The sequence below is a fragment of the Thiocapsa sp. C2-2m genome, assembly GCF_041903745.1.
Classification (GTDB): Bacteria; Pseudomonadota; Gammaproteobacteria; order Chromatiales; family Chromatiaceae; genus Thiocapsa; species Thiocapsa roseilacustris.
On sequence record NZ_JBBWVD010000010.1, the window covers coordinates 47896 to 74714 of the forward strand.

Annotated in this window: 24 protein-coding genes; 15 read left to right on the forward strand and 9 right to left on the reverse strand. The window is 64.3% G+C overall.

Annotated features, from left to right (window positions below; translation table 11 throughout):
* Positions 1–2: 2 nt before the first annotated feature.
* The 7 genes from AADX97_RS09365 to AADX97_RS09395 form a co-directional block, all read right to left on the reverse strand.
* Complete coding sequence (locus AADX97_RS09365) at positions 3–962, reverse strand: 5'-nucleotidase (RefSeq protein ID WP_374232638.1); 960 nt, start codon at positions 960–962, stop codon at positions 3–5.
* Between the two features lie 53 nt (positions 963–1015).
* Entirely contained in the window at positions 1016–1561 is a 546-nt protein-coding gene (locus AADX97_RS09370; protein ID WP_374232637.1) for a hypothetical protein, read from the reverse strand.
* 303 nt (positions 1562–1864) lie between these two features.
* Positions 1865–2497 (reverse strand): AAA family ATPase, encoded by a 633-nt coding sequence (locus tag AADX97_RS09375; RefSeq protein ID WP_374232636.1) that lies wholly within the window; start codon positions 2495–2497, stop codon positions 1865–1867.
* 45 nt (positions 2498–2542) lie between these two features.
* On the reverse strand, positions 2543–3313 hold the full coding sequence (locus AADX97_RS09380) for a hypothetical protein (protein ID WP_374232635.1): 771 nt from the start codon (positions 3311–3313) through the stop codon (positions 2543–2545).
* Positions 3314–3424: 111 nt separating this feature from the next.
* Positions 3425–4117, reverse strand: a complete 693-nt coding sequence (locus AADX97_RS09385) for a hypothetical protein (protein ID WP_374232634.1) — start codon at positions 4115–4117, stop codon at positions 3425–3427.
* A 160-nt stretch (positions 4118–4277) separates the two neighbouring features.
* Positions 4278–8102, reverse strand: coding sequence for an efflux RND transporter permease subunit (locus AADX97_RS09390; protein ID WP_374232633.1), 3825 nt, complete (start codon positions 8100–8102; stop codon positions 4278–4280).
* A gap of 96 nt (positions 8103–8198) precedes the next feature.
* Positions 8199–9281, reverse strand: a complete 1083-nt coding sequence (locus AADX97_RS09395) for an efflux RND transporter periplasmic adaptor subunit (RefSeq protein WP_374232688.1) — start codon at positions 9279–9281, stop codon at positions 8199–8201.
* A 644-nt stretch (positions 9282–9925) separates the two neighbouring features.
* On the opposite strand from AADX97_RS09395, the gene AADX97_RS09400 reads away from it, so the two are divergent.
* From AADX97_RS09400 to AADX97_RS09425, 6 genes are all read left to right on the forward strand, one after another.
* A complete protein-coding gene (locus AADX97_RS09400) occupies positions 9926–11452 on the forward strand; it encodes a dynamin family protein (protein ID WP_374232632.1) in 1527 nt (508 codons plus the stop codon).
* 23 nt (positions 11453–11475) lie between these two features.
* On the forward strand, positions 11476–12546 hold the full coding sequence (gene nadA / locus AADX97_RS09405; protein WP_374232631.1) for a quinolinate synthase NadA: 1071 nt from the start codon (positions 11476–11478) through the stop codon (positions 12544–12546).
* 237 nt (positions 12547–12783) lie between these two features.
* A complete protein-coding gene (locus AADX97_RS09410; protein ID WP_374232630.1) occupies positions 12784–13437 on the forward strand; it encodes a NapC/NirT family cytochrome c in 654 nt (217 codons plus the stop codon).
* A gap of 33 nt (positions 13438–13470) precedes the next feature.
* Positions 13471–14457, forward strand: coding sequence for an ankyrin repeat domain-containing protein (locus tag AADX97_RS09415; protein ID WP_374232629.1), 987 nt, complete (start codon positions 13471–13473; stop codon positions 14455–14457).
* Positions 14458–14589: 132 nt separating this feature from the next.
* Positions 14590–15207 carry a cytochrome c gene (locus AADX97_RS09420; protein WP_374232628.1) on the forward strand — a complete coding sequence of 206 codons (618 nt, stop codon included), beginning with the start codon at positions 14590–14592 and terminating at the stop codon, positions 15205–15207.
* Positions 15208–15229: 22 nt separating this feature from the next.
* The gene (locus AADX97_RS09425) at positions 15230–16519 is read left to right on the forward strand and encodes an FCSD flavin-binding domain-containing protein (RefSeq protein WP_374232627.1); all 1290 of its coding nucleotides are present in this window, start codon (positions 15230–15232) and stop codon (positions 16517–16519) included.
* A gap of 200 nt (positions 16520–16719) precedes the next feature.
* Here AADX97_RS09425 and AADX97_RS09430 read toward each other — a convergent pair whose 3' ends face one another.
* Both AADX97_RS09430 and AADX97_RS09435 read right to left on the reverse strand, forming a co-directional pair.
* Entirely contained in the window at positions 16720–17850 is a 1131-nt protein-coding gene (locus AADX97_RS09430; protein ID WP_374232626.1) for a DUF2333 family protein, read from the reverse strand.
* A 28-nt stretch (positions 17851–17878) separates the two neighbouring features.
* Positions 17879–18619, reverse strand: coding sequence for a DUF502 domain-containing protein (locus AADX97_RS09435; protein WP_374232625.1), 741 nt, complete (start codon positions 18617–18619; stop codon positions 17879–17881).
* Between the two features lie 371 nt (positions 18620–18990).
* Between AADX97_RS09435 and AADX97_RS09440 the strand changes: the two genes are divergently transcribed.
* Genes AADX97_RS09440 through AADX97_RS09480 form a run of 9 tightly spaced genes read left to right on the forward strand, consistent with a single transcriptional unit; the run spans position 18991 to position 26768 of the window.
* Complete coding sequence (locus AADX97_RS09440) at positions 18991–19560, forward strand: Na+/H+ antiporter subunit E (RefSeq protein WP_374232624.1); 570 nt, start codon at positions 18991–18993, stop codon at positions 19558–19560.
* Positions 19557–19820 (forward strand): monovalent cation/H+ antiporter complex subunit F, encoded by a 264-nt coding sequence (locus AADX97_RS09445; protein WP_374232623.1) that lies wholly within the window; start codon positions 19557–19559, stop codon positions 19818–19820. The genes AADX97_RS09440 and AADX97_RS09445 overlap by 4 nt, the downstream gene beginning before the upstream one ends.
* 4 nt (positions 19821–19824) lie before the next feature.
* Positions 19825–20121 (forward strand): cation:proton antiporter, encoded by a 297-nt coding sequence (locus AADX97_RS09450; protein WP_374232622.1) that lies wholly within the window; start codon positions 19825–19827, stop codon positions 20119–20121.
* Positions 20118–20405 (forward strand): Na(+)/H(+) antiporter subunit B, encoded by a 288-nt coding sequence (locus AADX97_RS09455; protein WP_374232621.1) that lies wholly within the window; start codon positions 20118–20120, stop codon positions 20403–20405. Before AADX97_RS09450 ends, AADX97_RS09455 begins: the two co-directional genes overlap by 4 nt.
* Positions 20402–21085, forward strand: a complete 684-nt coding sequence (locus tag AADX97_RS09460; RefSeq protein ID WP_374232620.1) for an MnhB domain-containing protein — start codon at positions 20402–20404, stop codon at positions 21083–21085. Before AADX97_RS09455 ends, AADX97_RS09460 begins: the two co-directional genes overlap by 4 nt.
* Entirely contained in the window at positions 21082–21375 is a 294-nt protein-coding gene (locus tag AADX97_RS09465) for an NADH-quinone oxidoreductase subunit K (RefSeq protein WP_374232619.1), read from the forward strand. Before AADX97_RS09460 ends, AADX97_RS09465 begins: the two co-directional genes overlap by 4 nt.
* On the forward strand, positions 21368–22807 hold the full coding sequence (locus tag AADX97_RS09470) for a complex I subunit 5 family protein (protein WP_374232617.1): 1440 nt from the start codon (positions 21368–21370) through the stop codon (positions 22805–22807). Before AADX97_RS09465 ends, AADX97_RS09470 begins: the two co-directional genes overlap by 8 nt.
* A complete protein-coding gene (locus AADX97_RS09475; RefSeq protein WP_374232616.1) occupies positions 22804–24303 on the forward strand; it encodes a complex I subunit 5 family protein in 1500 nt (499 codons plus the stop codon). The genes AADX97_RS09470 and AADX97_RS09475 overlap by 4 nt, the downstream gene beginning before the upstream one ends.
* Positions 24300–26768, forward strand: a complete 2469-nt coding sequence (locus AADX97_RS09480) for a proton-conducting transporter membrane subunit (RefSeq protein ID WP_374232614.1) — start codon at positions 24300–24302, stop codon at positions 26766–26768. The genes AADX97_RS09475 and AADX97_RS09480 overlap by 4 nt, the downstream gene beginning before the upstream one ends.
* Positions 26769–26819 lie beyond the last annotated feature (51 nt).

Genomic DNA, 26819 nt, shown 5'->3' on the forward strand with positions numbered 1-26819 from the left:
GTTTAGCCTGAGGTGTCTGCAGACTCGGCCGTTCGGATCGGCGGGTCACCCTCTAGATTAGCGACACCGTGCGGAACATGGCCGGTTGCCACATGACGGCTCGCCGCGTCGCAATGGACGTGCTGGTCGTCGAAAAAGATGTCCGCGTCGAAGGCCGCAAGAAAACGCCCCTTATCGAGCCCGCCGAGAAAAAGTGCCTCGTCGATACGGATATCCCAGGCTCGCAAGGTGCGGATCACCCGCTCGTGCGAGGGCGCGCCGCGCGAGGTCACGAGCGCGGTGCGCAGCGGCGACGCCTCGGGGGGAAAGAGTGCCTGCAGTTGATGGATCGCGACCAGCAAGCCCTTGAAGGGTCCGCCGGGGAGCGGCTCATGCGCGGAGGCCAGCTCGGTCGCGTTGAAGACCTCGAGCCCTTCGCGACGGAAGAGCCTTTCGGCGTCGTCGGAGAAGAGCACCGCGTCGCCGTCGAACGCGATTCGCACCTGCTCATCCTCCTCCGGATCCGCCGGAAAGCCCGCCGGCAGGACGGTCGCCGCGGCACACCCTGCATTCAAGGCCGAGCGAACGTCTCTCGGATCCGCGGACAAAAACAGATGGGCGCCGAAGGCGGACACGTAGCGATAGGGGCTGGCTCCTCCCGTAAAGGCCGCACGCGCAATATCCAGTCCGTGGTGATGCGCGGAGGTCAGAACGCGCAACCCGGTATCCGAACTGTTGCGCGAGATCAGGATGACCTCGACACGTCCCAGATCACCCAGGGCGACATTGAGGCTCATGAGTTTCTTGGCGAGCGCGAAGGCGACACCGGGCTCGAGGATGTCGTTCTCGTGGGCGACCTGATAGTCGCGATAGGCATCGACACCCCGCGTCTCGAACACCCGGTGAGACTCGCTGAGGTCGAAGAGCGCGCGCGAGGAGATCGCAACGATCAGTCGCACGGATTCGCCGAGACCGGCGTGCACGGTCAACTCCAAGCCGCTGGGGTTCTAAACACTCTTGCAGGGATCGCGATCCATCACCAAGGCATGAACCAATTCATGAACTGCAACGGGCGACCGATGCTTTGATTCATGCCCGCCACGTCGTTGCGCATGGACGACGTCGTCATGGTCATCGCCTGCATCGAACGATCCATGGTCTGAATGCTCGTCAGCATGGGCTCGAGCGTGTTCACATCTCGCGCCATCGAATCCACGCTGACGGCCATGGTGCGGACGTTTGCACTCATCTGCCCCATGTTGTCCGAGATCGACTGCATGTTGCTGGCCAGTACGGTCATATTGGTGTCGACACTGATGGCCAGATAGTGGACGTCTTTGGCGAGACTGAAGACCAGGTAGAACCCGTAGGCCGCAAGAATGATGAAGGCGAACAGGCTGGGATAGACGATCAGCTCCCAGCGCTTTGCACTGGTTTCGAATGCCTGGGAGAGGCGATCGATTGCAAAGGCATGAAGCTGTGTCTCGGTGACCCCCGCGGCGCGCGCATCGGCCTCCGCTTGCTCGTTCGATACCGCGCTGTCCGCGGAGGCATCGGTCCTCGGGATCTCGTTCTGCGCCATGATTCGGGCCGGCTCTTGAGCAGTTGATGAAAAACGTTAATTGTCATCTGGTTAACGCGATGCAGCAGAAGCTTTCGTTTCGCAAAAATGGCCTTCCGCAAAGCGACGAACATCTTAACAAACGGGGCGAAACCGGACTCCGGGCATCGGATATAAACCAAGCGATTTAAACCTGGTTGTTAACAAGGCTATTCGCGTGGGCGTTGTCGCGGGCAGGCGATGAAAGATCCATCTCCACTCCCGTACGTCTTAAGAGCTTAACAGAATTGCAGCATGGGACAAGGTGGCCTTGTCGTCGGCGGATCAACTGACGAGGTGCGGATAGAGCGTCGCGGCCAGCCCGAGAAACTCACGCGCCGCCTTGCCGCGGGACTCCAACTCGAACACCGCCAAGCCCTCGCTGAAGGAGCGCCGAAAGACGGTCCGTTGCGACAGCCTCGGCTTGATGAAGCGGATACCGGGGAGCGAGACCAGCGCGGCGGCGGCCTCGTTGGTCTCACGAACCCCGTGGTGGGTGTCGCCCCGATTGATGAATCCGATGATGTCGGGAGGCGCCTCCCGCTCGACCGAGGCAATCAACTGGATGAAACGTTGGGTCGACCAGATATCGGCCTGCGACGGCGGGACCGGCACGACGACGCGGTCGCACCGCGCAAGCGCCGTGCGCAGGCTCACCATGTCCGATGTCCCGACGTCGATGAGGGTCTCGTCGGCGGCCTTCAATTGCTCGGGTGCAAGGGCTCGCGTGTCGGACGCCTTGAGGACAGGATCGAACCCCTCTTCCTTACGCACGTCGATGACGTCGGTCAGGGTCGCTTGAGGATCCGCATCGATCAGTTGGACTTTCACCCCCGCCATCAAAAGCCAGACCCCCAAATTGAAGGTCAAGGTGCTTTTGCCCGAACCGCCTTTCAAACTGCCGACGATCGTGATCATGCCGTGCTTCCGCGTCCGCGTTCATCCCGATGCCGCCCCGAACGACTATTGTCCGGGTAGGGGCATCTCCGTGCGACTGTACCCGGCGGGCACCGCAAACAGATGGTCCGGTTGAGCGCCGATCCGGATCGACTTGAGCTCACGCACACCGCCGCCCGGAAACTCCTCGCGCACCGACAGCTTCAACTCCGGATCGTACCATTGCAGAACCCGGGTGGGTGGCTGATCGGGCGCGGTCGTGGTCATCTCCCATCTCTCGACTTGGCGGCCGTCCATGGTCTCGGTTCCGACCATCACGAGCTCCATCTTCTCGCCGTTGGACATCTCGTGTTTGAGCGGAATCGCGCGCTCGGCGTCGATCCAGAGTGTTCCGTTCATGGACTGGCCCTCGTGGGTCATGACCATTTCCCATTTCACCGCCGCTCGTCCTCCGACCGCCTCCTCGCCGGCACGTCGACAGGTCAGGCCGGGCATCCCGGCGCAGGGATCGGTTTCCGCGGTCGCAGTCGGTGCGGGTGCGGGTTCACCTTCGCCCGGCGCCCCTCCTTGCTCCATATAGGTCTGCCGCTCGGGGAAGAGGACCCACATCATCCCGCGATTCTGATCGATGATCTGAACCACCTCTTGGCCCTGCTGCGTCATCTCCTTGCGCATCCGGCCGTCGCCCACGAACATCTTAACGGTTTCGGCCTGACCGCCCGGGCCTTGGCTGATCATGTCGGCGGAGAACTGGACACCCGAGATCTCCGCGTGCGCCGTCGCCGCCAAGGCGGATGCCAGCGCGATACCCAACACAGCCTGCGTTTGCGTTCTCATCTTGTCTTCTCCTCCACTCGATCGGTGATCAGTCACGAACGACACCCCGCGCCTCGATCCGGGTCATTTGCGGCGAGCGCGGCAGCCGTGCTGCGGCTAGTCGGCGCCGGATCAAGGCCAAGGCGCCGGCTCGAAGCCGAACGTCCGAGGCGGCGGCGTCAGCGCATCCATCAGTCCCGTGGGGGCCCGAGTCCGCCCGCCGCGCTCCTCTCGGCCCGGCTCCAGGGGACGCCAGCCCGGCGTTTGGGCGCGCTGCTCCGCCTCCCGACCCGTCAGCGGTCGGAACCTGTATCCCGACATCTCCTCTTGCCCGCTCCAGCGGCCCGACCACGGCTGCGGGTCACCGCGAAACCGATACTCAGGCTGCGGGGAAGCCGGCCCGGAACCATCGCCCCACGGCGACGGATCCTGCGAGGATTCGCGCCATCCTCCGTACACTGTTCGATCGTCGCGATCGCCTTGCGCCGGCTCTCGGCTGCGCTCCACCCAGCGCCCGTCGCGACCGATAAATCCGCCGAGCTCACTGCCCGCCTCCGGCGCGCTGTCGTAGCCGCCGCCGTACCCCGATCCTGTCCATGGCCGATCATCGTTGCGGCGCCAATCGTCGTCTCGGTACTCGTAAAGATCCCGTGAGCCGCGATCAAACCCCGACCGCGGCATCTCGTATCCGCCGGAATAAACCGGTGCCTCGCCCCATGTCGGTTGGCGAGCCTGCCCCCATGACTCCGCCGCGCATGCCTCCTGATTCGCCGTCGCGGAGGCCAGGCCGAGCAGCAACCCGGCGACGAGCAAGAATGGCGTCATAGCGCGACCTTTAATCCGTTGTCGGGTGATGTCCTCTGCACCGCGCCAGGTCTTGCGACGGACCCGAAGCATCGCCCCTGCGGCACCCATTGCGCGCTGTCGGGGTTCGAAGCCGGCCCCGCGTCCGTTCGCACGAAGGACGCGGGCCGCCGCCGATACACTAACGATCGCCCGTTTCGTTCTCGTCGTCGATCTTCAAGCGAATGCCGCGTCGTGGCGCCTTCTTCTGAACCGGCTGACTCGAGGTGTCCGCCGCTGCGGTCTTCTTTGCGGCCGTCTTGCGCGTCGTCGGTTTGGCCTCCGCCGGCGCCTTTGCGCGTTCCTTGGTGACGGTCCGAGCAGGCGTCGATGCTGCGCTCTCGCCTTTCGCGGACGGTGCATCCATCTCCACGGGCGTATCGGCGACCGGCGTCGTCGCCGCGGGGCGTGGGGCCGGCCGGCGAGTGGGTTTAGGCTTAAGCGCGCCCTGCGCCGCGTCGACGAGCAGTAGGAAGATCCCGCGCACCGCATAGAGTGCAAGAACGAAGTACTCCACGACCTTCCCGAAGAATCGGCTGACACCGCCGCCGGAGCTCGCGCGCGATGCCTTCGCCGGCTCGGTATCCGTCATGCACGGAAGGCTGGTTCCGGGCGGGGCCGTCGCGAGAGCCACTCGGCACATGTCGTCACCCGCGGCGACGCAGCCGAGCGGGATGACGATCAGGGTCAGGACGGTCGAGACCAACACCCCGGACAGCAGCGAGATCGCCATGCCCTGGAAGATCGGGTCGGTGATGATGACGCTTGAGCCCGCGACCAAGGCCAAGGCCGTGATCACGATCGGGCGCGTGCGGATCTTGCAGGAGCGGATCATCGCCTCGGCGACGGGAACGCCTTTTTGGATCTCGTGGATCGCGAAATCCACCAGCAGGATCGAGTTTCGCACGATGATGCCGGCCAGCGCGATCCAGCCGATCATCGAGGTCGCCGTGAACTCCCCGCCGAGTCCGAGGCTGAACATGAGCGCGTGTGCCGGGATAATGCCGAGCAGGGTCAGCGGGATCGGCGCCATGATGACGAGCGGGATACGGAAGTTCCCGAACTCCCAGACCACCAGGATATAGATGAGGATCAGCGCAACACCGAAGGCGGCGCCCATATCGCGGAAGGTCTCGTAGGTGACGGTCCACTCCCCCGCCCAGGTCCAGGCCAAGCGACTGCTGTCGGGCGGCGCGCCGAGCCAAAAGATGGCGTTTTCGATCTCCTCGCCGCCTTGCGGCTTGGTTCCGTCCGGGGCCGTGTAGTCCTGCTGGTTGAGGACACGCTCGACCTGGAACATGGCGTACACGGGCGCCGCGAGCCGCCCGCCGACATCCGCCACGACATACTCCACCGGACGCAGGTCCTTGTGATAGATGATGTCCTCTTCAGGCGTCAACTGGAACTCGCCGAGCTCGCGCAGCGGGACCGTGTACCCTTGATTCGACTGTATCGGGAGGTCGCCGAGCCGATCGACCTGGGAGCGCTCGGACAGCGGCACCTGCAATACGATCTGAACGGGCTCGTGGCCGATCTGGCGTCCCGCCTGGGGCTTGATGTCCCCGATCGGTGCGCCGCCGAGGGCCATCGCCAGATTGCGATTGATGGTATCGACCGAGATCCCGCGACGCACCGCCTTCTCGGTGTCCACGTTGAAGCGCCAGTAGTCGAAGGCCCCTCTTAAATAGTTGTCGACATCGCGGGTGCTTTCGGCCTTGCCGAACATGTCGGTGAGGTCCCGTGCGAACTGACGCCGCAGCTCGGGTGTCGGTCCGTAAACCTCCGCGACGACCGACTGCAGCACCGGCGGACCCGGCGGCATCTCCACCACCGCAAGCGCTGCGCCCGTGCCCTCGACCATCTTTCCGAGCAGCTCGCGCGCCTCGACCGCGATCTCGTGACTGGTGCGATCCCGGTCGTGCTTGTCCGTCAACTGGACCTGCAGCTCGCTGTGCCAGGGATCCGAGCGCAGATAGTAATGACGCACCATCCCGTTGAAGTCGAAGGGTCGCGCGGTCCCGGCATAGAGCTGGATGGCGGTCACCTCGGGCATGCTGCGCAGCTTGTCGGCCATGCGATGCGCGAGGTTCGCCGTCACCGGCAGGGCCGTTCCCTCGGGCATGTCGAGCACGACCGAGAATTCGGGCTTGTTGTCCAGCGGCAGCATCTTGACCGCCACCAGATTGAAGTAGAAGAACGACAGGGTGACGAGGAAGGTGCCCCAGAGGACCAGCTTGAAGAGCGTGCGCTTGCCCCGGTTCTCGATCAGGGGTGTGAGGATCCGTCGATAGAGTTTTTCGAGGCCCTCGGCCTCCTTGTGCTCGCGCTTCTCCGCGGCCTCGAGGTATTTCATCGAGGGACGCAGCCATTTTGAGATCGCCAGATAAGGCGTGAAGACGAAGGCCGCGAACAGCGAGATGAACATCGCCACCGAGCCCAACACCGGGATCGGCGCCATGTAGGGGCCCATCATGCCGCTGACGAACCCCATCGGCAGCAAGGCCGCGATAACGGTGAAGGTGGCGAGGATGGTCGGATTGCCGACCTCGCGCACGGCGTCGATGGCCGTATCCTCGTCGGTGCGTCCCTCTTCGAGCCAGCGCCTATAGATGTTCTCGACGACCACGATGGCGTCGTCGACGAGGATGCCGATCGAGAAGATCAAGGCGAACAGACTCACCCGGTCGATCGTATAGTTGGTGACCCAGGCCACAAAGACCGTCATGAAGAGCACGACCGGGATGACCAGCATCACGACGATGGCCGGACGCACCGCGCGGAAGGCCAGCAGCACCAAGATGACCACGAACATGGTCGCCTTGATCAGCTTGCCGATCAGCTCCGAGACCTTTTGGTCGGCGGACTGCCCGTAGTTGCGCGTGATGCTGACCTCGACGTTGGCCGGGATTCGCGAACCCTTGAGCTCCTCGACGCGCTCCATGATGGCGTTCGCGACCGTCACGCCATTGGTCAGCTCCTTCTTGGCGATCGCGATCGTCACGGCCGGGCGGCCGTCCGCGGCGTCCTCGATCTCGGAGGCCGGCCCGGTATAGAAGGCCACCAGCTCGGAGGCGTCTTCGGGACCCTGACTCACGCGCGCCACGTCGTGGATATAGATCGGCAGGTTGTTGAAGGTGCCGACCACCAGACGGTTGATGTCCTCCACACCCGTCAAGAAGGCCCCGGTGGTCACCGAGAAGCGTGCACCGCTCGCCTCGAGCCCGCCTGCGACCTGCTCGGCATTGGCGCTGACGAGGGTTTGGGAGACCTGATCCAGACTGATCTGATAACCGGACAGGCGCTCGGGGAGGACATCGACGGTCACGACCTCGCGGCGTCCGCCGACAATAAAGGCGTTGCCCGTATCCTTGACCTGCTTGACCGCCTGCAGCACATCCTGCGCAAGCAGCCGTAACTGACCGTCGTCGACATCGGGTATTCCGTCCCCGTCCAGGTCCCTCGACCAAAGTGTGAGCGTGACGATCGGAACGTCGTCGATCCCTTTGGTCTTGATCAGCGGCGGCAGGACCCCGGGCGGGATCTTGTCCATGTTCGAGGCGACCTTGTCGTTCACCTTGAGCAAGGAGGGGCCCATCTTCTCCCCGACCACGAACTCGACGGTCACGATCCCCTGGCCGCGTTGAGACGCGGAGTACACGTGCTTGACCCCGGGGATCTCGCTCATCATCCGCTCGAGCGGCTGCATCGCCATGTTGGCGACCTGCTGGGCCGAAGCGCCCGGATACTGCACCATGATGTCGATCATGGGCACCGAGATCTGCGGGTCTTCCTGACGCGGCGTCATGACGAGACCGAGCAGGCCCATCATCAGCATGGCGACGTAGAAGAGGGGCGAGAGCGGCGAGCGGATGAAGAATCGGGCGGTGCGCCCGGCGATTCCGAGGCTGTCCTCGTCGTACGCGGGATCCTTGCGATCCTGCGGAGGAGATGTGACGTCTTGGCTCATGTCGAATCCAGATTAACCGGGCCTGCGCCGCATCGCTGCGACATGGATTGCGCAGGCGATCGCGGTGGCGGTCGCCGGGGCTGAAGGGAGCGGTTGTCAGCGATCCACGGGTGATCCGCTCGCCCAACCGGCCGTGACGCGGGGACCGGGATTCGTGAGGACCCTCTCGCCGGCACGAAGCCCGCTCAGAATGGTCACCATCGCGCCCGGGAGCTCCTCCCCCACGCGGATCAGGCGCAGCTGAGGCTCGCCCCGCTCGCTCAAGACATAGACCCCGGGCAAGCTGCCGTTGTAGCGCACCGCGCTGCTCGGGATGACGGGATTGGCACGCGCCGGTGCATTGAGGTCCGGCACCAGCACCTTGGCGTACATCCCGGGCTCGGACACGCCCTGCGGGAGATCGAACTTGATCTTGACGGTGTGACGTTGCGGATCGGCCATCGGGAAGATCTGGGCCACCCGGACCGGCACGCGCCGATTGTCCGGATCGAGCTCGGCTTGGACCATCATCCCGTCGCGCAGGCCCGGACGCAGGCGCGCCGGGACATCGACATCGATCTGCAGGTACTCCACGTCGGCGTAGTTGAGCATGGGCTGCCCGGGCTGGATGGTGTCCCCGACCTCGATGAGCTTACGCACGATCACCCCGTCGAAGGGCGCGATGCTGCGGGCATCGCGAATCTTGGAGTCGAGCGCCTGAAGCTCCGCCTGGAGGCGCAGCATGGCGTTCTGCGCCTCCTGGATCTGAATCCCGGAGGCAAAGAGATCGGCCGAGCGCTCGGCGGTGCGATCGCGCTCCCCGATGAAGTTCTCGGCCGGTCCCGTGAACATCTGATCGAACAGATTCGGCAGACCCATCCCGCCTATCGAGGAACGCGACTGCGGCGAGTAGATCTCTCTGGAGTATTGAACGCCGGCATTGCGCAGTTGTGCATCGGCGCTCGCCATCTGGGCGAGCAGCGCACGTCGATTCGCGAGCAGCTCCTCGTCGCCGATCGCCACGAGAAGATCCTTTTCCTTGAAGGTGTCGCCCTCGCGCCCGGCGATGAAGGTGATGCGCCCCGGCAGCTGCGCGGCAAGCGTCACCTCTTTGTAGGGGACCACACTGCCGCCAAGGGAGACGGTGGGAGCGCCCTGCGCCTGCTGAACGACGAAGGTCTCGCCGATATCGGCCTGCATCTGGGCCTGGACCAGGCCCGACGAGGCAGCCGCGGCAATGGCGAGCGTGCACGCAAAACGGGCGGTTCGAAACTGTATTGACATCGGATCGCACACCAAACGCTGGGTTTTTTGTCGCACGTCCGATCGGCGCTATGGCGTTCGGACCTGCCGTGGACGCCGGACAGCCTCGTGGGTCCGGCGCTCATCCGTTGGGATCCGCAGCATCCGAGCCCGGGCGCCTTTGGCCTGCTCAGTGCCGCGTGGTCTTCTCATTCTCCGGACGGCGCAGTGACGCAGTATGCCTTCGACAACGCTCGACTTTCAAGCCGACGAAAGCAGGTTCGACGCAACTCCTTCGGCAAGGCCGCACGAAAGACCGGAAGTGGCTCAGGCGCTGGGCACTCATAGAGCCGCGTGCGATTCGATTAACCCTATCCGGTCGCCGCCTATCCATCTCGCCGAACTTCAGTGTAACATCGGCTGCCATTGCGGCCGGGGGCCGTATCGACCTGGCCGCAGTGACCGATGCGGTCTGCCGACAATCGGATCGAGCATCTCCGATGCCGTTGACCCGATTGCAACGTCCCCTCGCCATATCCCGAAGCAAAGCATCACGACCCAGATCCAGATCCAGACCCAGATCCAATCCAGGAGCCGACCCTATGCCGTCCACTGCCGAGGCCGTCCAACAGCGCATGCAGGAGCTGGAGTCTCATCTGGAGCAAGAGAACCCGGTCCTGCTCAGTGCCGTGCAGAGCTTTCGGGCGATCGACCGCGTTGCCTACGGGACCGGGCTGCTCGACACCAATCAGTCGTTCGCAACCCAGATTCCCTGGTGGCCGCTGATCTCGATCCTGGGGACCTTCTCGGCGGGTAAGTCGACCTTCATCAATTATTTTCTCGGGCAGAAGCTGCAACGCACCGGCAATCAGGCCGTCGACGATCGCTTCACCGTCATCGTCTACAGTCCCGAGACGGTCAGCCATTCGCTGCCGGGCGTCTCGCTCGACTCGGATCCGCGCTTCCCCTTCTATCAGATGTCGCACGACATCGAGCAGGTCGCCGGCGGCGAAGGCAAACGCATCGATGCCTATCTTCAGCTTAAGACCTGCTGCAGCGAGCGTCTGCGCGGCAAGATCCTGATCGACTCGCCCGGCTTCGACGCCGACGCCCAACGCACGGCGATCCTGCGCATCAGCGACCACATGATCGGTCTGTCCGATCTGGTGCTGGTATTTTTCGACGCGCGCCACCCCGAGCCGGGCGCCATGCGCGACACGCTCAAGCATCTGGTGAAGGACACCATCCATCGTGCCGATTCCGGCAAATTTCTCTACATCCTCAATCAGCTCGATACCGCCGCGAACGAGGACAACCCGGAGGACGTCGTCGCGGCCTGGCTGCGAGCGATCGGCGAGGCGGGCCTGACTGCGGGCCGCTTCTATACCATCTACAACCCGGACGCCGCGATCACGATCCCGGACGAGCACAAGCGCAGGCGCTTCGAGAAGAAGCGCGACGAAGACCTCGGCGAGATCTTCCTGCGCATGGAGCGCGTCGAGATCGAGCGTGCCTACCGCATCATCGCGGCCTTGCGCGAAACCGCCAACGCCTTCGGCCACGAGGCCGTGCCCTTGCTGCAAAGCGCCGTACGGCGTTGGCGCGCCCGCACACTGCTCGCCGACTCGGCCCTCGTCGCCCTCGTCGGCGCCCTCTTCCTATACTGGAGCATCGACGCAGGCCACTGGGTCGGGCTTTACTATCAACCCGCGTGGTTGGAGATACTCACCAGCCAGATCCCCTGGGGCCAAAATGCACTCATAGGGGTGCTGGTTGCGCTGGCCATCGGGACCCATTTCGCGATCCGTAAACTTGCCGCGATGAGTGTCGAGCCCTGGCTGAGAAAGCAGGTCGCGCGCAAGAACCCGCCAGGAAATCTGATGTCTGCCTTTAGGAAGAACACCCGCTTCTATCGCCCGGTCATCATCGGTCGCCCGATCGGCTGGAGCGGCAAGGCCCGCGCGCAGATCAACGAGGTCCTTCAGAACTGCGAGAACTTCGTGCAGACGCTCAACGAGCGCTACACCAACCCCAAGGGATTGAAGGAGTCGCCGCACAAGCCGCACACGGTGCGACTCCCCGAAGATCCGGCGAATATCACCGGCAAGCAGGAGCGCTCTGCGGCCTGATCGAACTGCGAGCACAGGACACGATGAGCATTCCAACACCCGAGCACGCGTCGCGACCCGCCATCGAGGTCCCGCCGCACCCGCAATGGCCGGCATTGACCACGCTCGAGAAGAGCGAGCTCAGGGACCGGATCAAGGCGCTGCTCAAGGCGCAGGATGCCGTTTTGGTCGCCCATTATTACACGGATGCCGATCTTCAGGCCCTTGCGGAAGAGACCGGCGGGTGTGTCTCCGATTCGTTGGAGATGGCAAGGTTCGGGGCCGCCAGCAGTGCACGGACGCTGGTGGTCTGCGGCGTTCGCTTCATGGGCGAAACGGCGAAGATACTCAATCCCGAAAAACGGATCCTGATGCCGGATCTTCGCGCCACCTGCTCGCTCGACGAAGGCTGTCCGGCCGACGCCTTCGGCGCCTTTTGCGATGCCCACCCGGACCACACCGTCGTGGTCTACGCCAACACGAGCGCCGAGGTGAAGGCCAGGTCCGACTGGGTCGTCACCTCCAGCATCGCACTGCCGGTGGTCGCCTATCTCGCCGAGCAAGGCCGCAAAGTCCTCTGGGCGCCCGACAAGCATCTCGGACACTATGTCCAACGCATGACCGGGGCGGACATGCTGCTTTGGGACGGCGCCTGCGTGGTTCACGAAGAATTCAAATCGTTCGCGCTGGAGCGCGTACGCAAGCTCCATCCCGAGGCGGCAGTGCTGGTTCACCCCGAATCTCCGGACGAGGTCGTCGATCAGGCCGACGTGGTCGGCTCGACCACCCAGCTCATCAAGGCCGTGGTCGAGCTGCCGAACCGAGAGTTCATCGTCGCGACCGACGCCGGGATCTTCTGGAAGATGCACCAGCTCGCGCCCGGCAAGACCCTGATCCCGGCCCCGACGGCCGGCGAAGGCGCCACCTGCGAGAGCTGCGCACATTGCCCATGGATGGCCATGAATGCATTGCAGAACCTGGAGCAGGTCCTGCTTGAGGGTGACCAGGAGATCCTGATCGATCCGGCCCTCGGTCAGCGCGCGCTGGTACCGATTCGGCGCATGCTCGAGTTCGCGCGCGAACGCGGGATCGGCGCGCAACGCGACGCGGACTGAGACCCGATCGATCCGTTTGGCCCAACCCTACGCCGGCCGCTCTCCCCGACCCGATTACCGAATAACCGAATAACCGATAACCGATAACCGAACGCTTGCCCACCTTGGCAAGCATGGCACGGATGCCGTAACATCGATTGCGAAACGTCAAAGAATAAACGCCGGTCCGGCGTCCACAACTATAAGAGCCGTGACGGCCACCGACGTCTCCGAGTCGTCGCCGTGAAGAGGATGTCTATGTCTGAAGCCCGCAGATCCACACGCAGGACATCGCTGATCGTCTTTGCACTGGTGTTCGTGGCGGGGATCGGATTTGCCGTTGCAATGTCCGGCGGTCTAGCCTATTCGAATCGTATGGATCTCTGTGTCTCCTGCCACAGTCTGCAGATCCCCTACGCCGAATATCAGGAGACGGTTCATTACAAGAATGCCTCCGGTGTCCAAGCATCCTGCTCGGACTGCCATGTGCCGCGGGAGTTTTTCCCGAAGCTCCATGCCAAGCTCATGGCCGCCAAGGATGTCTACCATGAGATTGTCGGTACGATCGACACCCCGGAGAAGTTCGAGGCCCAGCGCTGGGCGATGGCGAATCGTGTCTGGGACCGGATGAAGGCGGACGACTCGCGCAGCTGCAGGAGCTGTCACGACTTCTCCAATATGGATCTGTCGGCCCAGAGCCGCTCCGCCCGCAGCCGACACGGCGCGGCCGAGGACCGCGGCCAGACCTGCATCGATTGTCACAAGGGGATCGCGCATCATCTCCCCGACGAGCCGGAAGAGCCGCCGTCCGCCGAGCCCCCGAAGGCGCCTGCACAAGACACGCAAGCGGCATCCGAAGCGCATCGGGGCGCAGATGGCACGATCAAGCCAGCGGATCCGGACGCCGCCTGAGCGCGGCACGCAGCGAACACGCCGAGGTCGGTCATGAGTGTCAACCAGCTTCCGAAGCAACATCGACGGGCGATCGGCTTACTTCTGCTGCTCTTCGCCTCCTTGCTGCTCGCGGATGTGCAGGCGGCCGAACCGGCAAGCCCCGATCTGGGCAAAGAGCTGCGACTCGCCGCGATGATCGGCGACATCGAGGCCGTCGCGGCCTTGCTCGACCAAGGGGTCCCGGTCGATGCGGCCAACGAGTTCGGCAAAACGGCCCTGATGGTCGCCGTGGAATCCGACGACCTCGAGACGGTTGCCCTGCTCCTGACACGCGGAGCCAACGTCAATGCCCGCACCGTTGCGAGCTGCACGCCGCTGACCTTTGCCGCGGAGCACGGCAATATCGCCATCACCGCCGTCTTGATCGAGCGGGGCGCCAATGTACACGACCGAACCCGCAGCGGCTGGGATCCCTTGATGATCGCGTCGCGCTACGGGATTTCGGATATGGTCGAGCAGCTGCTCTTTCGAGGGGCCGACCCCAAGGCGTCGGACCGGGACGGGCGCACCGCGCTGATGTTGGCCGCCGCACACGGACAGGTCGAAGTCGTCGACCTCTTGATCGAAGCCGGCGCTGAGCTCGAATCGAGGGACAAGGATGGAGAGACGGCACTTCTGATCGCCGCGGACGCGGGATACTGGCACGTTGCGAAGGCCCTGCTCGACGCTGGTGCGGGTGTCAATGCCCGCGACGGACTCGGCGCAACGGCGCTGATCCTGGCCATCAGCCAAGGCCATCCGGACGCCGCCCTGCTCCTGCTCGAGCGCGGCGCCAATCCGAACCTTCAGGACGAAGACGGCACCTCCGCGTTGATGGAAGCGGTCGTCACGGACCACGCAGAACTGATTCGACTCCTGCTGAACTATCGCGCCGACCCTGCCTTGACCGACCGCGACGGGCGCACCGCCGCAGAGCTGGCGAAACAACAAGGCAATCAAGAAGCCGCTGCGCTTTTAGCGCAGCGACCGAGCCCCTGAGGCCGCCACGCGACCGACGCGGCCCGGGGCGACACCGAATGCACCGAGGGACGCAACAAGGACGCCCCTTTTGCATCGCGGCATCGAGCGCCGCGCGTTACCGACACCACCTAACGACCATTTGGAGGAAGCATGGCCACGATATCACCAAGATTGGCCCTACTTGCCGGCGCACTCGCGCTCGGCCTGTCCTCGGGAGCCAATGCCGACGCCACCGCATCGATGCTCGGCAACACCTGCGCCGGTTGTCACGGCACCCTCGGCCAGAGTGCGGGTCCGGCATCGCCCATCATCGCCGGGATCAACCGCGTCGTCTTCGTCGACATGATGCAGGGCTACAAGAGCGGCGACATCTACTCGACCATCATGGGCCGGATCGCCAAGGGCTATACGGACGAGGAATTCGAGAAGATGGCCGAATTCTTCAACACCCAGGAGTTCAAGCCCGCTCAGCAGGATTACGACAAGCCGCTGGTCGATCAGGGTGCGAAGCTGCACGACAAGTATTGCGAGAACTGCCATGCCGAGGGCGGCATCCCGTTGCGGGATCCGGAGACCGGTGAGGATGCCGAGGACTTCTATCTCCTCGCCGGCCAGTGGACACCCTATCTCGAATTCACCATGTCGGACTTCCGGGAGGATCGCCGCGAGATCCCCAAGAAGATGAGAAGCAAGCTGGATGACCTTCTCGAGAATGACGGAGACGCGGGTCTCGCAGCCGTGTTTGCTTTCTACGCGAGCCAGCAGTAACGCCACCGGAGGAAAGAACAAGATGAATATCAACAGACGTGATTTCGTAAGAGTTGCCGGTGCCGCGACTGCGGTCGGTCTAGTCGGTGCACCTCACCTCGCCTTCGGCGCGACTCAGAAGGTCGTGATCGTCGGCGGCGGCACCGCGGGTGCAACTGCCGCGAAGTACATCAAGATGGCCGATTCGAGCATCGATGTGACCATCATCGAGCCCAACAAGGAATACATCACCTGCTATTTGAGCAACGAGGTGCTCGGCGGCGACCGTGCGTACGACACCCTCAAGGTCGGCTATGACGGCCTGAAGGCGCGCGGGATCAACGTGGTGCACGACACGGCCAGCGGTATCGATGCGGAGAAAAAGGTCGTCAAGACCGCTGGCGGGACCGAATTCGGCTACGACCGCTGTATCGTCGCGCCGGGTATCCAGATCCTGTTCGACAAGGTCGAAGGCTACAGCGAAGAGGCTGCGCAGAAGTTGCCGCACGCTTGGAAGGCGGGCGAGCAGACCCTGATCCTGCGCAAGCAGCTCGAAGATATGGCCGACGGCGGCGTCGTCGTGATCTCCGCACCGGCCAATCCCTTCCGCTGCCCGCCCGGACCTTACGAGCGCGCCAGCCAGATCGCCCATTACTTCAAGACCAACAAGCCCAAGTCGAAGGTCATCATCCTCGACGCCAAGCAGGCATTCTCCAAACAAGGTCTCTTCACCAAGGCGTGGGAACGGCTCTACGGCTACGGGACGGACAATGCGCTGATCGAATGGCGACCCGGTCCGGATTCAGCCGTCACCTCGGTCAGTGTCTCTGACATGACGGTCGAAACCGGCTTCGGCGATGAGATCAAGGCCGATATCATCAACATTATCCCGCCGCAACGGGCCGGCGAGATCGCACAGGTCGCCGGGCTTGCGGACGACAGCGGCTGGTGCCCGGTGGATCCCAGATCCTTTGAGTCCAAGCTGCAGAGCGGCGTCCATGTGATCGGCGACGCCTGCCTGGCCGGGGCCATGCCCAAATCCGGCTATGCAGCCAATAGTCAGGCCAAGGTCGCCGCCGCCGCGGTCGTTGCGATGCTCAAGGGCGAGGAGCCGGGAACGCCCTCCTACGTCAATACCTGCTACTCGATTGTCGGTACCAACTATTGCATCTCGGTCGCGGGCGTCTACAAAATCGCCGAAGATGGCACCATCAAGGACGTCGAGGGGTCCGGCGGGGTGACGCCGGCGGACGCACCTGATTGGGCGCTGGCGCGCGAGCTTCAGTACGCCTACAGTTGGTACAAGAACATCGTCGGGGATTCTTTCGGCTGACGGCAGATGAAGATCCGCTTACGCTGCCGATGGCATCGAAGCGGGAATCTAAATTCAGCATAGCATCTGACGGAAATGGGAAGGGGCCGCAAGGCCCCTTTTCCTTGGCTTGTCCTTTCCTGAACCGCGCCGACTCCGACACCGCTCGATGCACGCAACGCCGAGCCGATGCGTCAGCGTCGATCGGGGCTGGACGCGGTTCAGCCCTGCTGCATCAGGATCCTTAGATCGAGCACCGCCGCATTGGCGCGCGAGATGTAGGACGCCATCACCAGTGAGTGATTGGCCAAGACGCCATAGCCGTGACCGTTGAGTACGATCGGGCTGACCATCGGCTTACTCGCACCCTCGAGGTCGCGAATGATCTGCTGAATCGAGACGTCCGCATTCTTGGACGCCAAAATGTCCGCGAAGTCGATGGAGATGGCCCGCATCATGTGCAACAAGGCCCATGTGTAACCGCGAGCCTCGTAGTAGATGTCATCGACAAGGTACCATGGCGTCGATGCCCCGCCGCTCTCGGTCTTCACTGCCTCCAACTCGGCATCCCCGTCGTCGACGTTCCGAACCAAGGCGGCGGTCAGCTCGTGATCGCCCACGCTTGCACTCAGACGTAAGGCAAGGCTGCCGAGCCGTTTCTCGACGACCGCCAAATAGGAAGCTAGGTTGTCCGCACGGGTGTAGAAGCGCGCACTTCGGTCCTGGCCGGTGGAGAGGTCACGCATGAAGAGTCGCAACGCCTCGAGGGCTTGGCGATACTCGTCCTCGGCCGACGGAAGCATCCACGACGAGGCATCGATCGCGAGCTTCACGTCTGCACGCTTCGCATGGTCGTTCTCGATGGACTGGGTCTGAGAGCGGGTGAAGTCGTTGCGAAACGCACGCACGGAGTCACGAAGCTCCATGAGCGCTCCGTACTCCCAGTTCGGCATGTTGTCCAGATACAGTCCCGGCGGGGTCAGGTCGTTGTAGAGGAACCCACCCGGCTTGTTCAACAATGTCTCACCGACGCCGATCGCCGCGGCCACGACCACCGTACCCGGCACCGGCTTGCTTCCGGAGGCCGCCAACTCTTCAGCCTGGAGGGCAGCAACGTCGAAGCTGGGTGGCTGGCGCGACCAGACGATGCCGAGTGCGAGCACCACGACGGCGTAGAGTGCAAGGCCGATTCCTACGATGCGCAGTGCGGAGGGGCGCGAGCTCGTGCGCGCGCTCGAACCTGCATCCACAGGTCTCGGCTGATCGGCCCTACCTGCATCTCGGGCGGGATCCCGCGGAGAATCCCGTCGTTCGTCGGGGCCCAGCGGCACCGTTGCCGGCTTCTCGTTCATGCTTCAACTCCTTTAGGTTGCGTAGAATTCAGCGGTTTGCCGCGCGGGTACCGGGCGGACACACAGTGCGCTCGACCGTGAAGGCGGCGGTTGTAGCCGGGCCAGGTTGCCCGCCTCGGGCCCCTCCGGGTCGGGTGAATCGGATCGTTTCGGGTCCCGTCGTGCCGCCCGAAACGACAAAGGTCATGGCCTCGTCGACCGACCAGTCCTGAGGGATGATTCGATCCAAAGGCACGATCTCGAGATAGCCGCTGGTCGGGTTCGGTGCAGTCGGCACATAGACTGCCGCCAGCTCGATGCCGCTCTCCCGGTCGATCATGGTGTGAGTGTGAAAACCGACCGCCTTCATCTCGGTATGGGGGAACTCGACCAACACCACCTTTTGGGATTTGTCGATCCCGTCGGTCCGAAACGCCTCGACGAGCCTCTTGGTCGCCCCATAGATGGTCGTCACGAAGGGGATGCACTTGAGCCACTCCTCGACACCGGACAGGATCTTGCGCCCGACCAGATGAGTCACGGCCCATCCCAGAAGATACAACATCAACAGGGTCAGCGTGATGGCGAGCGCAGAGGAGAGCCAGGGTACGTCCAAGATCCAGCGCGCAACCTCCGGCGACAATGGTCGCACCGCATTGGCGAGGATGATCACCTTGGGTCGCCCGATCCCCGAGAGCAGGTCCAGAAAGAATATGAAGACAAAGGCGGTAACCATGAGGGGGATCACGGTCACCACCCCGGTGAGTAGATTTCTTCGAAGATGCGACATCTGTTTCCTGTGTTCGCTGCCGAGCGGTTGCGCTGTCTTTGACTGCCTGGAACCTTGGAAGATCCAATCGCACGGGAGGACGCGCAGTCTAGGGTGTTTTCCTCACACGGCCAAATACACTTCTCAAGTATAGTGGCTTTTACCATTAACAATTCGTCTTTAAAATGCTCACACTTCGGTTTATCCGTCTCTGTCCGGATTTCCAAACGAGCCCCATTGGAGTGTTGCAGACGAAGCCCCAACTCGGGTCTACTCACGGTGGAAGGCGCCGCTCGACCGGCGCGCCAGCTGGCTCGGGAAACGCTGACATCCGCCGATCGGTCTCGAGCCGAGCATCGACAACCGAACACCAGCACTCGAAGCTTGGACCCATGCACCATCATTTCGTCTTCGCACATCCTCGGGCAGCCCTGATACGGATGATCGTCTTCGCGATCGTCTGGTTGATCCTGGTCGGGCCCGACCCCGCGGCGTGGATCGTCGGCGGGCCTTTCGTCGTGGCAGCGACGCTGGCGAGTCTTAAACTGTCCGAGCCACGGGAGCGGAGCCTATCCCTGGTGAGACTGGCCGGATTCGTACCTTATTTTCTTGTCGAGTCGCTACGCGGCGGGCTCGATGTCGCCGCGCGGGTGCTGCTCCCTCGGATGCGTGTTCAACCGGGACATCAAGAGTATCGGGTTCGCCTGAAGAGCCCGGCGGCGCGGTTGGTTCTCATCGACACCATCAGCCTCTTACCCGGTACGCTGAGTGCCGATCTGCACGGGGATCGGGTGACGGTGCACGCACTCGATGTGCGCACCGACGTCGTGGGCGATCTGACCGCGCTCGAGCGACGCGTCGCCGCCCTGTTCCGCGAATCGCTTGCACCCGTTGCGGACCGGCCAACGGCGGGGCGATCCCCGGCGCACGAACCACGGGCACATCCGGAGGACCACCCATGAGCACGTACATCTTGACTATTGCACTGGTGCTGATGGCCGGTATCGCCGCCGGACTGATCCGCGTCGCCATCGGTCCGACCCCGTCGGATCGCATGATGGCGGCTCAGTTGATGGGAACCTCGGGGATCGGCGTCATCCTGCTCCTCGCTCCGGTGCTCGCGGTCCCGGCACTGATCGATGTGGCGCTCATCTTCTCGCTGCTCGCCGCTGTCGCCGTCACTGCCTTCACTCGGCGGCGTCTCACGAACCAAGGAGACTGATTCGATGGATCCGTTACAGCTCCTCTCCGGCGCCTTTCTCTTGGTGGGCGCCTTCTTTTTCGTCGCCGGAACGGTCGGTCTCATCCGGCTACCCGACCGCTTCAGTCGGCTCCACGCACTGACCAAGGCCGACAATGTCGGCTTAGGTTTCGTCGTGCTCGGGCTGATGCCGCTGGTGCCCGACCTCTTTTATGGTTTCAAGCTCGTCTTGGTCTGGCTGCTCGTGGTGATCGCGGGTGCGACGGGCGCACACCTGATCGCCAAGCGCGCGCTGCGCGGCGACGGCGAGGACGTCCTGTGACAGTCGTTCTCGCCCTCTTCGATCTGCTGCTGACCTTGACCCTGCTCGGCCTTGCCGTGGTCACCGTGACGAGCCGCGAGCCGCGGCGGGCCGTGATCCTTTTCATCGCGTTCGGGCTGCTGCTCGCGCTGGTCTGGGCGCGACTTCGGGCGCCCGATCTGGCCCTTGCGGAGGCCGCGATCGGGGCCGGACTCAGCGGCGCATTGATGCTTACCGCGGCACGACGGGCCTCGGGTCGCAAGACCTCGTCTGCCGAAACCGGCAAGCCGGAGGACGCGACGTGATTCGGCCTCTGGAGCACATCCTCATCCCGCTCGGACTCATCGCCGTCGGCAGCCTGCTCGGCTGGTCCTTCTTCCTTGCGGTGACGGGCGATGCGGGGGAACGGCTCGCAGCCGTCACGCTGGCGCACGTGCCCGACAGCGGCGTGTCCAACCCGGTGACCTCGGTCCTGCTGAACTTCCGCGTCTACGACACCCTCTTGGAGTTTGCGGTACTCTTGGCCGCACTCCTCGGCATCTGGTCCCTCGGATCAGCCGGCACCGGTTTTCAGCCGGCCGCGAGCGTCCTCGACGGCATGGTCGCCGGGTTTGTCCCCCTCCTGATCCTCTCGGCCGGCTACATGCTGTGGGTCGGCGCCTATGCACCGGGCGGCGCCTTTCAGGCCGGCGCACTCCTGGGCTCGGCCGGCGTCATGCTCGCGCTCGCCGGACATCGCAACGCCGGACTGCCGTCCGAAGGCCGACTGCGCATCCTCGTTGCGCTCGGCGTCTTCGTCTGCGGCATGACGGGTCTGCTGCTCATCCTCTTCGGCGACGGCTTTCTGACCTACCCCGCCGGCCTCGCGAAATGGCTGATCCTGATCATCGAGACCGCCGCCACCTTGGCCATCGGGGCGACCCTGGCGTCGGCCTACTTGGGCGGCCGACCCACCGCACACCCGACAACCGGAGAGACGGCGTGACAGGCCAGGTCCTCTACGCCCAACTCCTCTACGGCGGCTCCGGGATCATCCTGACGCTCCTCGGCCTCTGGTCGTTTCTCGTGCATGTGCCGCTGTTGCGCAAGCTGATCGCGATCAACGTGATGGGGGCCGGCGTCTTCCACATCCTGGTCGCCATCGCCTACCGCGGGATCGACACCCCGCCGGATCCGGTCCCGCACGCCTTGGTCCTGACCGGGATCGTGGTTGCCGTCAGCGCCACGGCACTCGCCTTGGCATTCGGCAAGCGATTGGATCAAGAAGATGATTGACGCCCTGCCCCTGGCGGTCACCCTGCCGCTGCTCGGCGCATGCGCGGTCACCGTCGCGCCCGTGCATGCGCGCGGCCTGGGCCTCTTGGCCGCCGTGCTCACGGCGGCGTGCGCCCTGGCAGTCACGGCGGCGGTCTGGGCCGACGGTGTTCTGAGGACCGATCTTGGCGGCTGGGGCGTCCCGCTCGGGATCGCCTTGGAGGCCGACGGGCTCTCGGCGGCCTTCCTGGCGATGGCCAATGTGGTCGCCCTCGCCGTCAGCGTCTATGCCGGCGGCTACTTCAAAAGCGAGAGCGCGCGGCACTTCTGGCCCCTCTGGATGCTGCTGTGGAGCGCATTGAACGGACTCTTCCTCGCAGCCGACCTGTTCAACCTCTACGTGACGCTCGAGCTTCTCGGCCTCTCCGCCGCGGCCTTGGGCGCGCTCACCGGGACGCGCGAGGCGGTCGCCGCGAACCTGCGTTACCTCTTGGTGGGTCTGCTCGGCTCCATGAGCTATCTGCTCGGCGTCGCGCTCGTCTATGCCGCCTACGGGGTGCTGGATATCGGCCTGGTCGCCGAGGCGATCGAGCCCGGACCCGTTGCCTGGACCGCGATGGCCCTGATGATCGGCGGCCTGATCCTCAAGGCAGCCCTCTTCCCGATGCACTTCTGGCTCCCGCCCGCCCATGCCAACGCGCCGGCGCCGGTCAGTGCCGCCTTGTCGGCCCTCGTGGTGAAGGCCGCCTTCTATCTGGCCTTGCGCCTCTGGCTCGATGTCTTCGCGCCGGTGCTCAACGAGGCCGCGGCGAATCTGCTTGGGGTGCTCGGCGCCGCCGCGGTCGTGTGGGGGTCTTGGCGGGCACTGCGCGCCGAACGGCTCAAGCTTCTCGCAGCCTATTCGACCGTCGCCCAGATGGGCTATCTCTTCATCGCTTTCCCCTTGTTGGCCGCGACTCCGCCCGGCTTGGCCCGGGACAATCTCTTGGCCGCCGTCGTCTTGCTCGCCCTGACCCACGGCTTTGCCAAGGCCGGATTCTTCCTCGCCGCCGGGATGGTGCAGAAGACCGCCGGCCACGACCGGATCGACGAGCTCGGCGGTGCCGCGCAGGCGCTGCCTGCGGCCACCTTTGCGATCGGCCTGGCCGGTGTTGCCCTCATCGGTCTGCCGCCGAGCGGGACCTTTCTCGCCAAGTGGATCATGCTTGAACAGGCGATGATCCTCGGGCTCTGGTGGTGGCCGGCCGTGATGATGATCGGTACACTGCTCGCGGCCGCCTATATCTTTCGGGTCCTCAGCCGGGCCTTCAATCGCGAGCCCACGCCCTATCGTTTCGTCAACGACGCGCGCACCGAGCTCCCGGCGCTCCTGCTCGGGCTGATCGCGACCTTCGGGCTCGGGGTCGCCGCACAGCCGCTCTGGGTCTTGCTCGAGCAGGGGGCATTCGGATGAGCTTCGACGCCTGGCTGCCGGCCGCGATCGTTCTGAGCTCGATGGTCCCGGGCATGCTGATCTTCGTCTTGAAGGAAGAGAGCCATCGCCTGCGCACGGTACTGAACATGACCGGCGCGCTGGCCAAGGTGGGCCTGGTGATCTGGATGATCCGCGGCGTCTACGACGGGCATCTTTTCGAGACCCGCTGGACACTCGCACCGGGTCTGGACCTAGTGCTCAGCGCCGATGCCTTGTCGGTGCTCTTCGTCGCCTTGTCCACGCTCCTGTGGTTGGTGACAACCGTCTATGCGATCGGTTATCTGGAGCATTCGCCGAATCGCAGCCGATTCTTCGGCTTCTTCAGCATCTGTGTTTCCGCGACGGTCGGGATCGCCCTGTCCGGAAACCTCCTGACCTTCGTGATCTTCTACGAGATCCTGACCTTGGCGACCTACCCCTTGGTCGCGCACCGCGGCACGCCCGATGCCGCGCACGGGGCCAAGGTCTATCTTGCCTACACCATGGGCGGCGGGGCCCTGCTCTTGGTCGGGGCGATCTGGCTGCAGGCGCTCGTCGGCCCGGTGGAGTTCACGCAGGGCGGTATCCTGGGCGTGTCGCCCGAAGAGATTCGCATGGAGCTGATCCTGATCTTCTTCGTGCTGCTGGCCGGGCTGGGGGTGAAGGCGGCATTGGTCCCGCTGCACGGTTGGTTGCCGCAAGCAATGGTCGCCCCCGCGCCGGTCAGTGCACTGCTGCACGCGGTTGCGGTCGTCAAGGCCGGAGCCTTCGGGATTGTCCGCGTGGTCTACGATGTCTATGGCGCCGAGTTCGCCTATGCCAACGGTCTGCTGCTGGCGCTCGGCATCCTGGCCTCCATCACCATCATTTACGGGTCGATGATGGCCCTGACGCAGGACAGTCTGAAAAAGCGGCTGGCCTACTCGACCGTCAGCCAGGTGTCCTACATCGCGCTCGGCGCCTCGCTCTTCGGGCCCATCGCGACCATCGGCGGCCTAGTTCACCTGGTCCACCAAGGTCTTATGAAGATCACGCTGTTCTTTTGCGCCGGGAACTATGCGGAAACACTGGGTGTTGACAAGGTCAGCCAGATGGACGGCGTCGGGCGTCGCATGCCCTGGACCAGTCTCGCCTTCACGGTCGGTGCGCTCGGCATGATCGGGATCCCGCCGGTCGCCGGCTTCGTCAGCAAGTGGTATATCGGCCTCGGCGCCGCGGACGCCGGCTCGAACTGGGTCCTCGCGGTCCTGATCGCCAGCAGCCTGCTGAATGCCGCCTACTTCCTGCCCATCCTGCACCGTGCCTGGTTCAGGCCCGCCCCGAAGCAGTGGCCGCAGGAGCACCGTCATACCGGGCGCTTGGAAATCGCGGGCGCCTTGCTTTGGCCGCCGGTGATCACGGCGGTGCTTGCGCTGAGCGCCGGACTCTTCGCGGCCGCACCCTTCACACCGCTGGAATGGGCGACCCTGATCGCCGAGCGGGAGTACGGCCGATGACCTGGCTCCTCCCGCTCGTCGCCGCGATTCCGCTTCTGGCGGCGGCCTTCGCCATGCATCGGCTGTCGTGGTGGACCCCTGCAGTGGCCGCCGTGCCGGCGCTAGTCGCCGCATTGCTGGTGCCGGTCGGGGAGTCGCTCGACCTGCCCTGGCTCCTGCTCGGCGCGCGTTTCGGTCTCGACGAGATCGGACGGATCTTTCTGATCTTCACCTCGATCCTCTGGATCGCCGCCGGAATCCACGCCGTTGCAAGCATGCGCGGAACCCCGCACGTCGGGCGCTTCAACACCTTCTTCCTGCTCGCGATGGCCGGCAACCTCTGGCTGATCGTCGGGCAAGACCTGGTCAGCTTCTATGTCGGTTTCGCCCTCATGGGAATCTCCTCCTATGGCCTGGTGATCCACGAGGGCGACCGCAGCGCCTTGAAGGCCGGCAAGGTCTATCTCGTCCTGACCCTGGGAGCGGAGCTTGCCCTATTCGCGGCATTGGTCATGATCGCCTCCATCACCGGATCGATCGTGCCGACACCGGAGGATCTGGTCGAGCTCGACGATCTCGCGATCACACTCCTGGTGCTCGGTCTCGCGGTGAAGGCCGGCCTGGTCCCGCTGCACGTCTGGCTTCCGCTCGCCCATCCGGCCGCGCCCATCCCGGCCAGCGCGGTGCTCAGCGGGGCCATGATCAAGGTCGCCCTGCTCGGCTGGCTGAGATTCCTGCCCGTCGGCGAGATCGCTTTGCCGGGCTGGGGGCTGCTGTTCGTCTTTGCCGGCCTGGCGACGGCCTTGTATGCCGCCCCCATCGGTATCCTGCAGTCCAACCCCAAGGTCCTGCTGGCCTACTCGAGCGTCGGCAAGATGGGGCTCATGGCGATGACCTTGGGACTCATGCTCATCGAGCCCGCGATGGCACCGGTCGCCGCCATCGGCTTGGCGCTCTACGCCGGACACCATGCGCTGACCAAAGGCGGGCTCTTTCTCGGCGTGGGTCTTCGCAAGTCCTCCGGTGCGCAGGGGCTGGTCTTCGGCGGTCTCGTGCTGCTGGCCTTGTCGATGGCCGCCGTGCCCCTCACCAGCGGTGCCGTGGCGAAATACGGGATCAAGCCGGTCTTCGTCGATTCCGATTGGGCGTGGCTGCAGGTCGCGGTCGCCCTGACCACCGTCGCCACTGCCTGGATGATGGTACGGTTCGTTTGGATGATGTGGGGTTTGAAGCGCGTGCATGGAGCGGCTCTTGATGTGCTCCCGGATCGCGATCCAGGCGTGGACCACGAGGTAGGAGCGGAACGCGCTTCAAAGTTATTTCTTGATCGAGGCCGAGTCGCGGGATGGTTTGGGTTCGGGGCGCGGCTCGCTGCGCCCGGCGAGGGTGCGGATCGCTCCGGACGCGGGTTGGCCACGCCCGCGATCCCTCGGGTCACTTGGGCACTCTTGGGTTGGGTTCCGTTGATCGGCTTGGTGATCCTCTATCCCTTGGCTCTCGGATCACCGACGGCCTGGCTGACCGATGTCGGGTTGATCGCCCTGGCAGGTCTACTCCTCCTCCCCGTCGCCGTGCTCGCCGTGCGACGGCCCGCGGCGCTGGCGACCCTGGTCGACAGCGTCAAGCCAGGCGATCTGCTCGGGCTGGTCCGCCCGCTCCTGATAAGTGCGCGATGGACCCTGCGCTGGTCGATCCGCGGCTATCGGAATGCCTCTGCCCCGGTGACTGCGCGCCTCCGCGACCGCCTGAGCGAGCTCGCTCGGCGTCCACCCACCGACCTGGACCGCCGCCTCACCGCTTGGCCTCTTGCGGGCGGCCTCTGGCTCGGCATCATGACGCTGTTGATCGTCTTGGCCTTGATCGTGCCGACACAGAGACCGACCCTTCCCCGTGTCGATCAGGACGACGCAAGGCCCATCTTGGCGCCGCCGACGCCCTCCCCGGCTGCGCCCGATCCACTAGCGATTGCGCCCGCTCCACTGCCCGACGTCACGGATCCCGACCCGAGCGCACAGCCGACGGATGGGCCGACCGCTGGGTCGACCGAACAACCAGACGTGCTCGACTCGACCGCCGAGCTCGATGCCCCCGCGCTCGATGCGCCGAGTCGACCAATCGAACCGAAGGAACCGGACGTCGCCACGTCGGAGTCGCCCGCACTCGAGTCCAAACCCGCCGAGCAGGTGTGCGATCCCGACGAGCCTTATCTCTTCCGTCACGCCGCGAGCGATCGCGAGGTCGTCTTGGCCCGATGCGTCTCAGTGGACGGCACGCCGCAACCTCTCGATGCGCCGCCTCTATCAAACGCGTTAGTCATCCTGATCCAGGCCCATCTCAACGCGCTCGGGTTCGACGCCGGCCCGGCCGACGGACTGATCGGCCCCCGTACCCGCGACGCGATCAGACGCTTCCAGACCGATCGCGGTATTGCGCCCACAGGCGCCATCACCTTCGACCTGCTCGATCGACTCCGGGAGCCCGACTAGGCCGAAAAGTCCTGTCTGCTGTTAACGGCTTCACGCGCCCTGCGCTTCCCA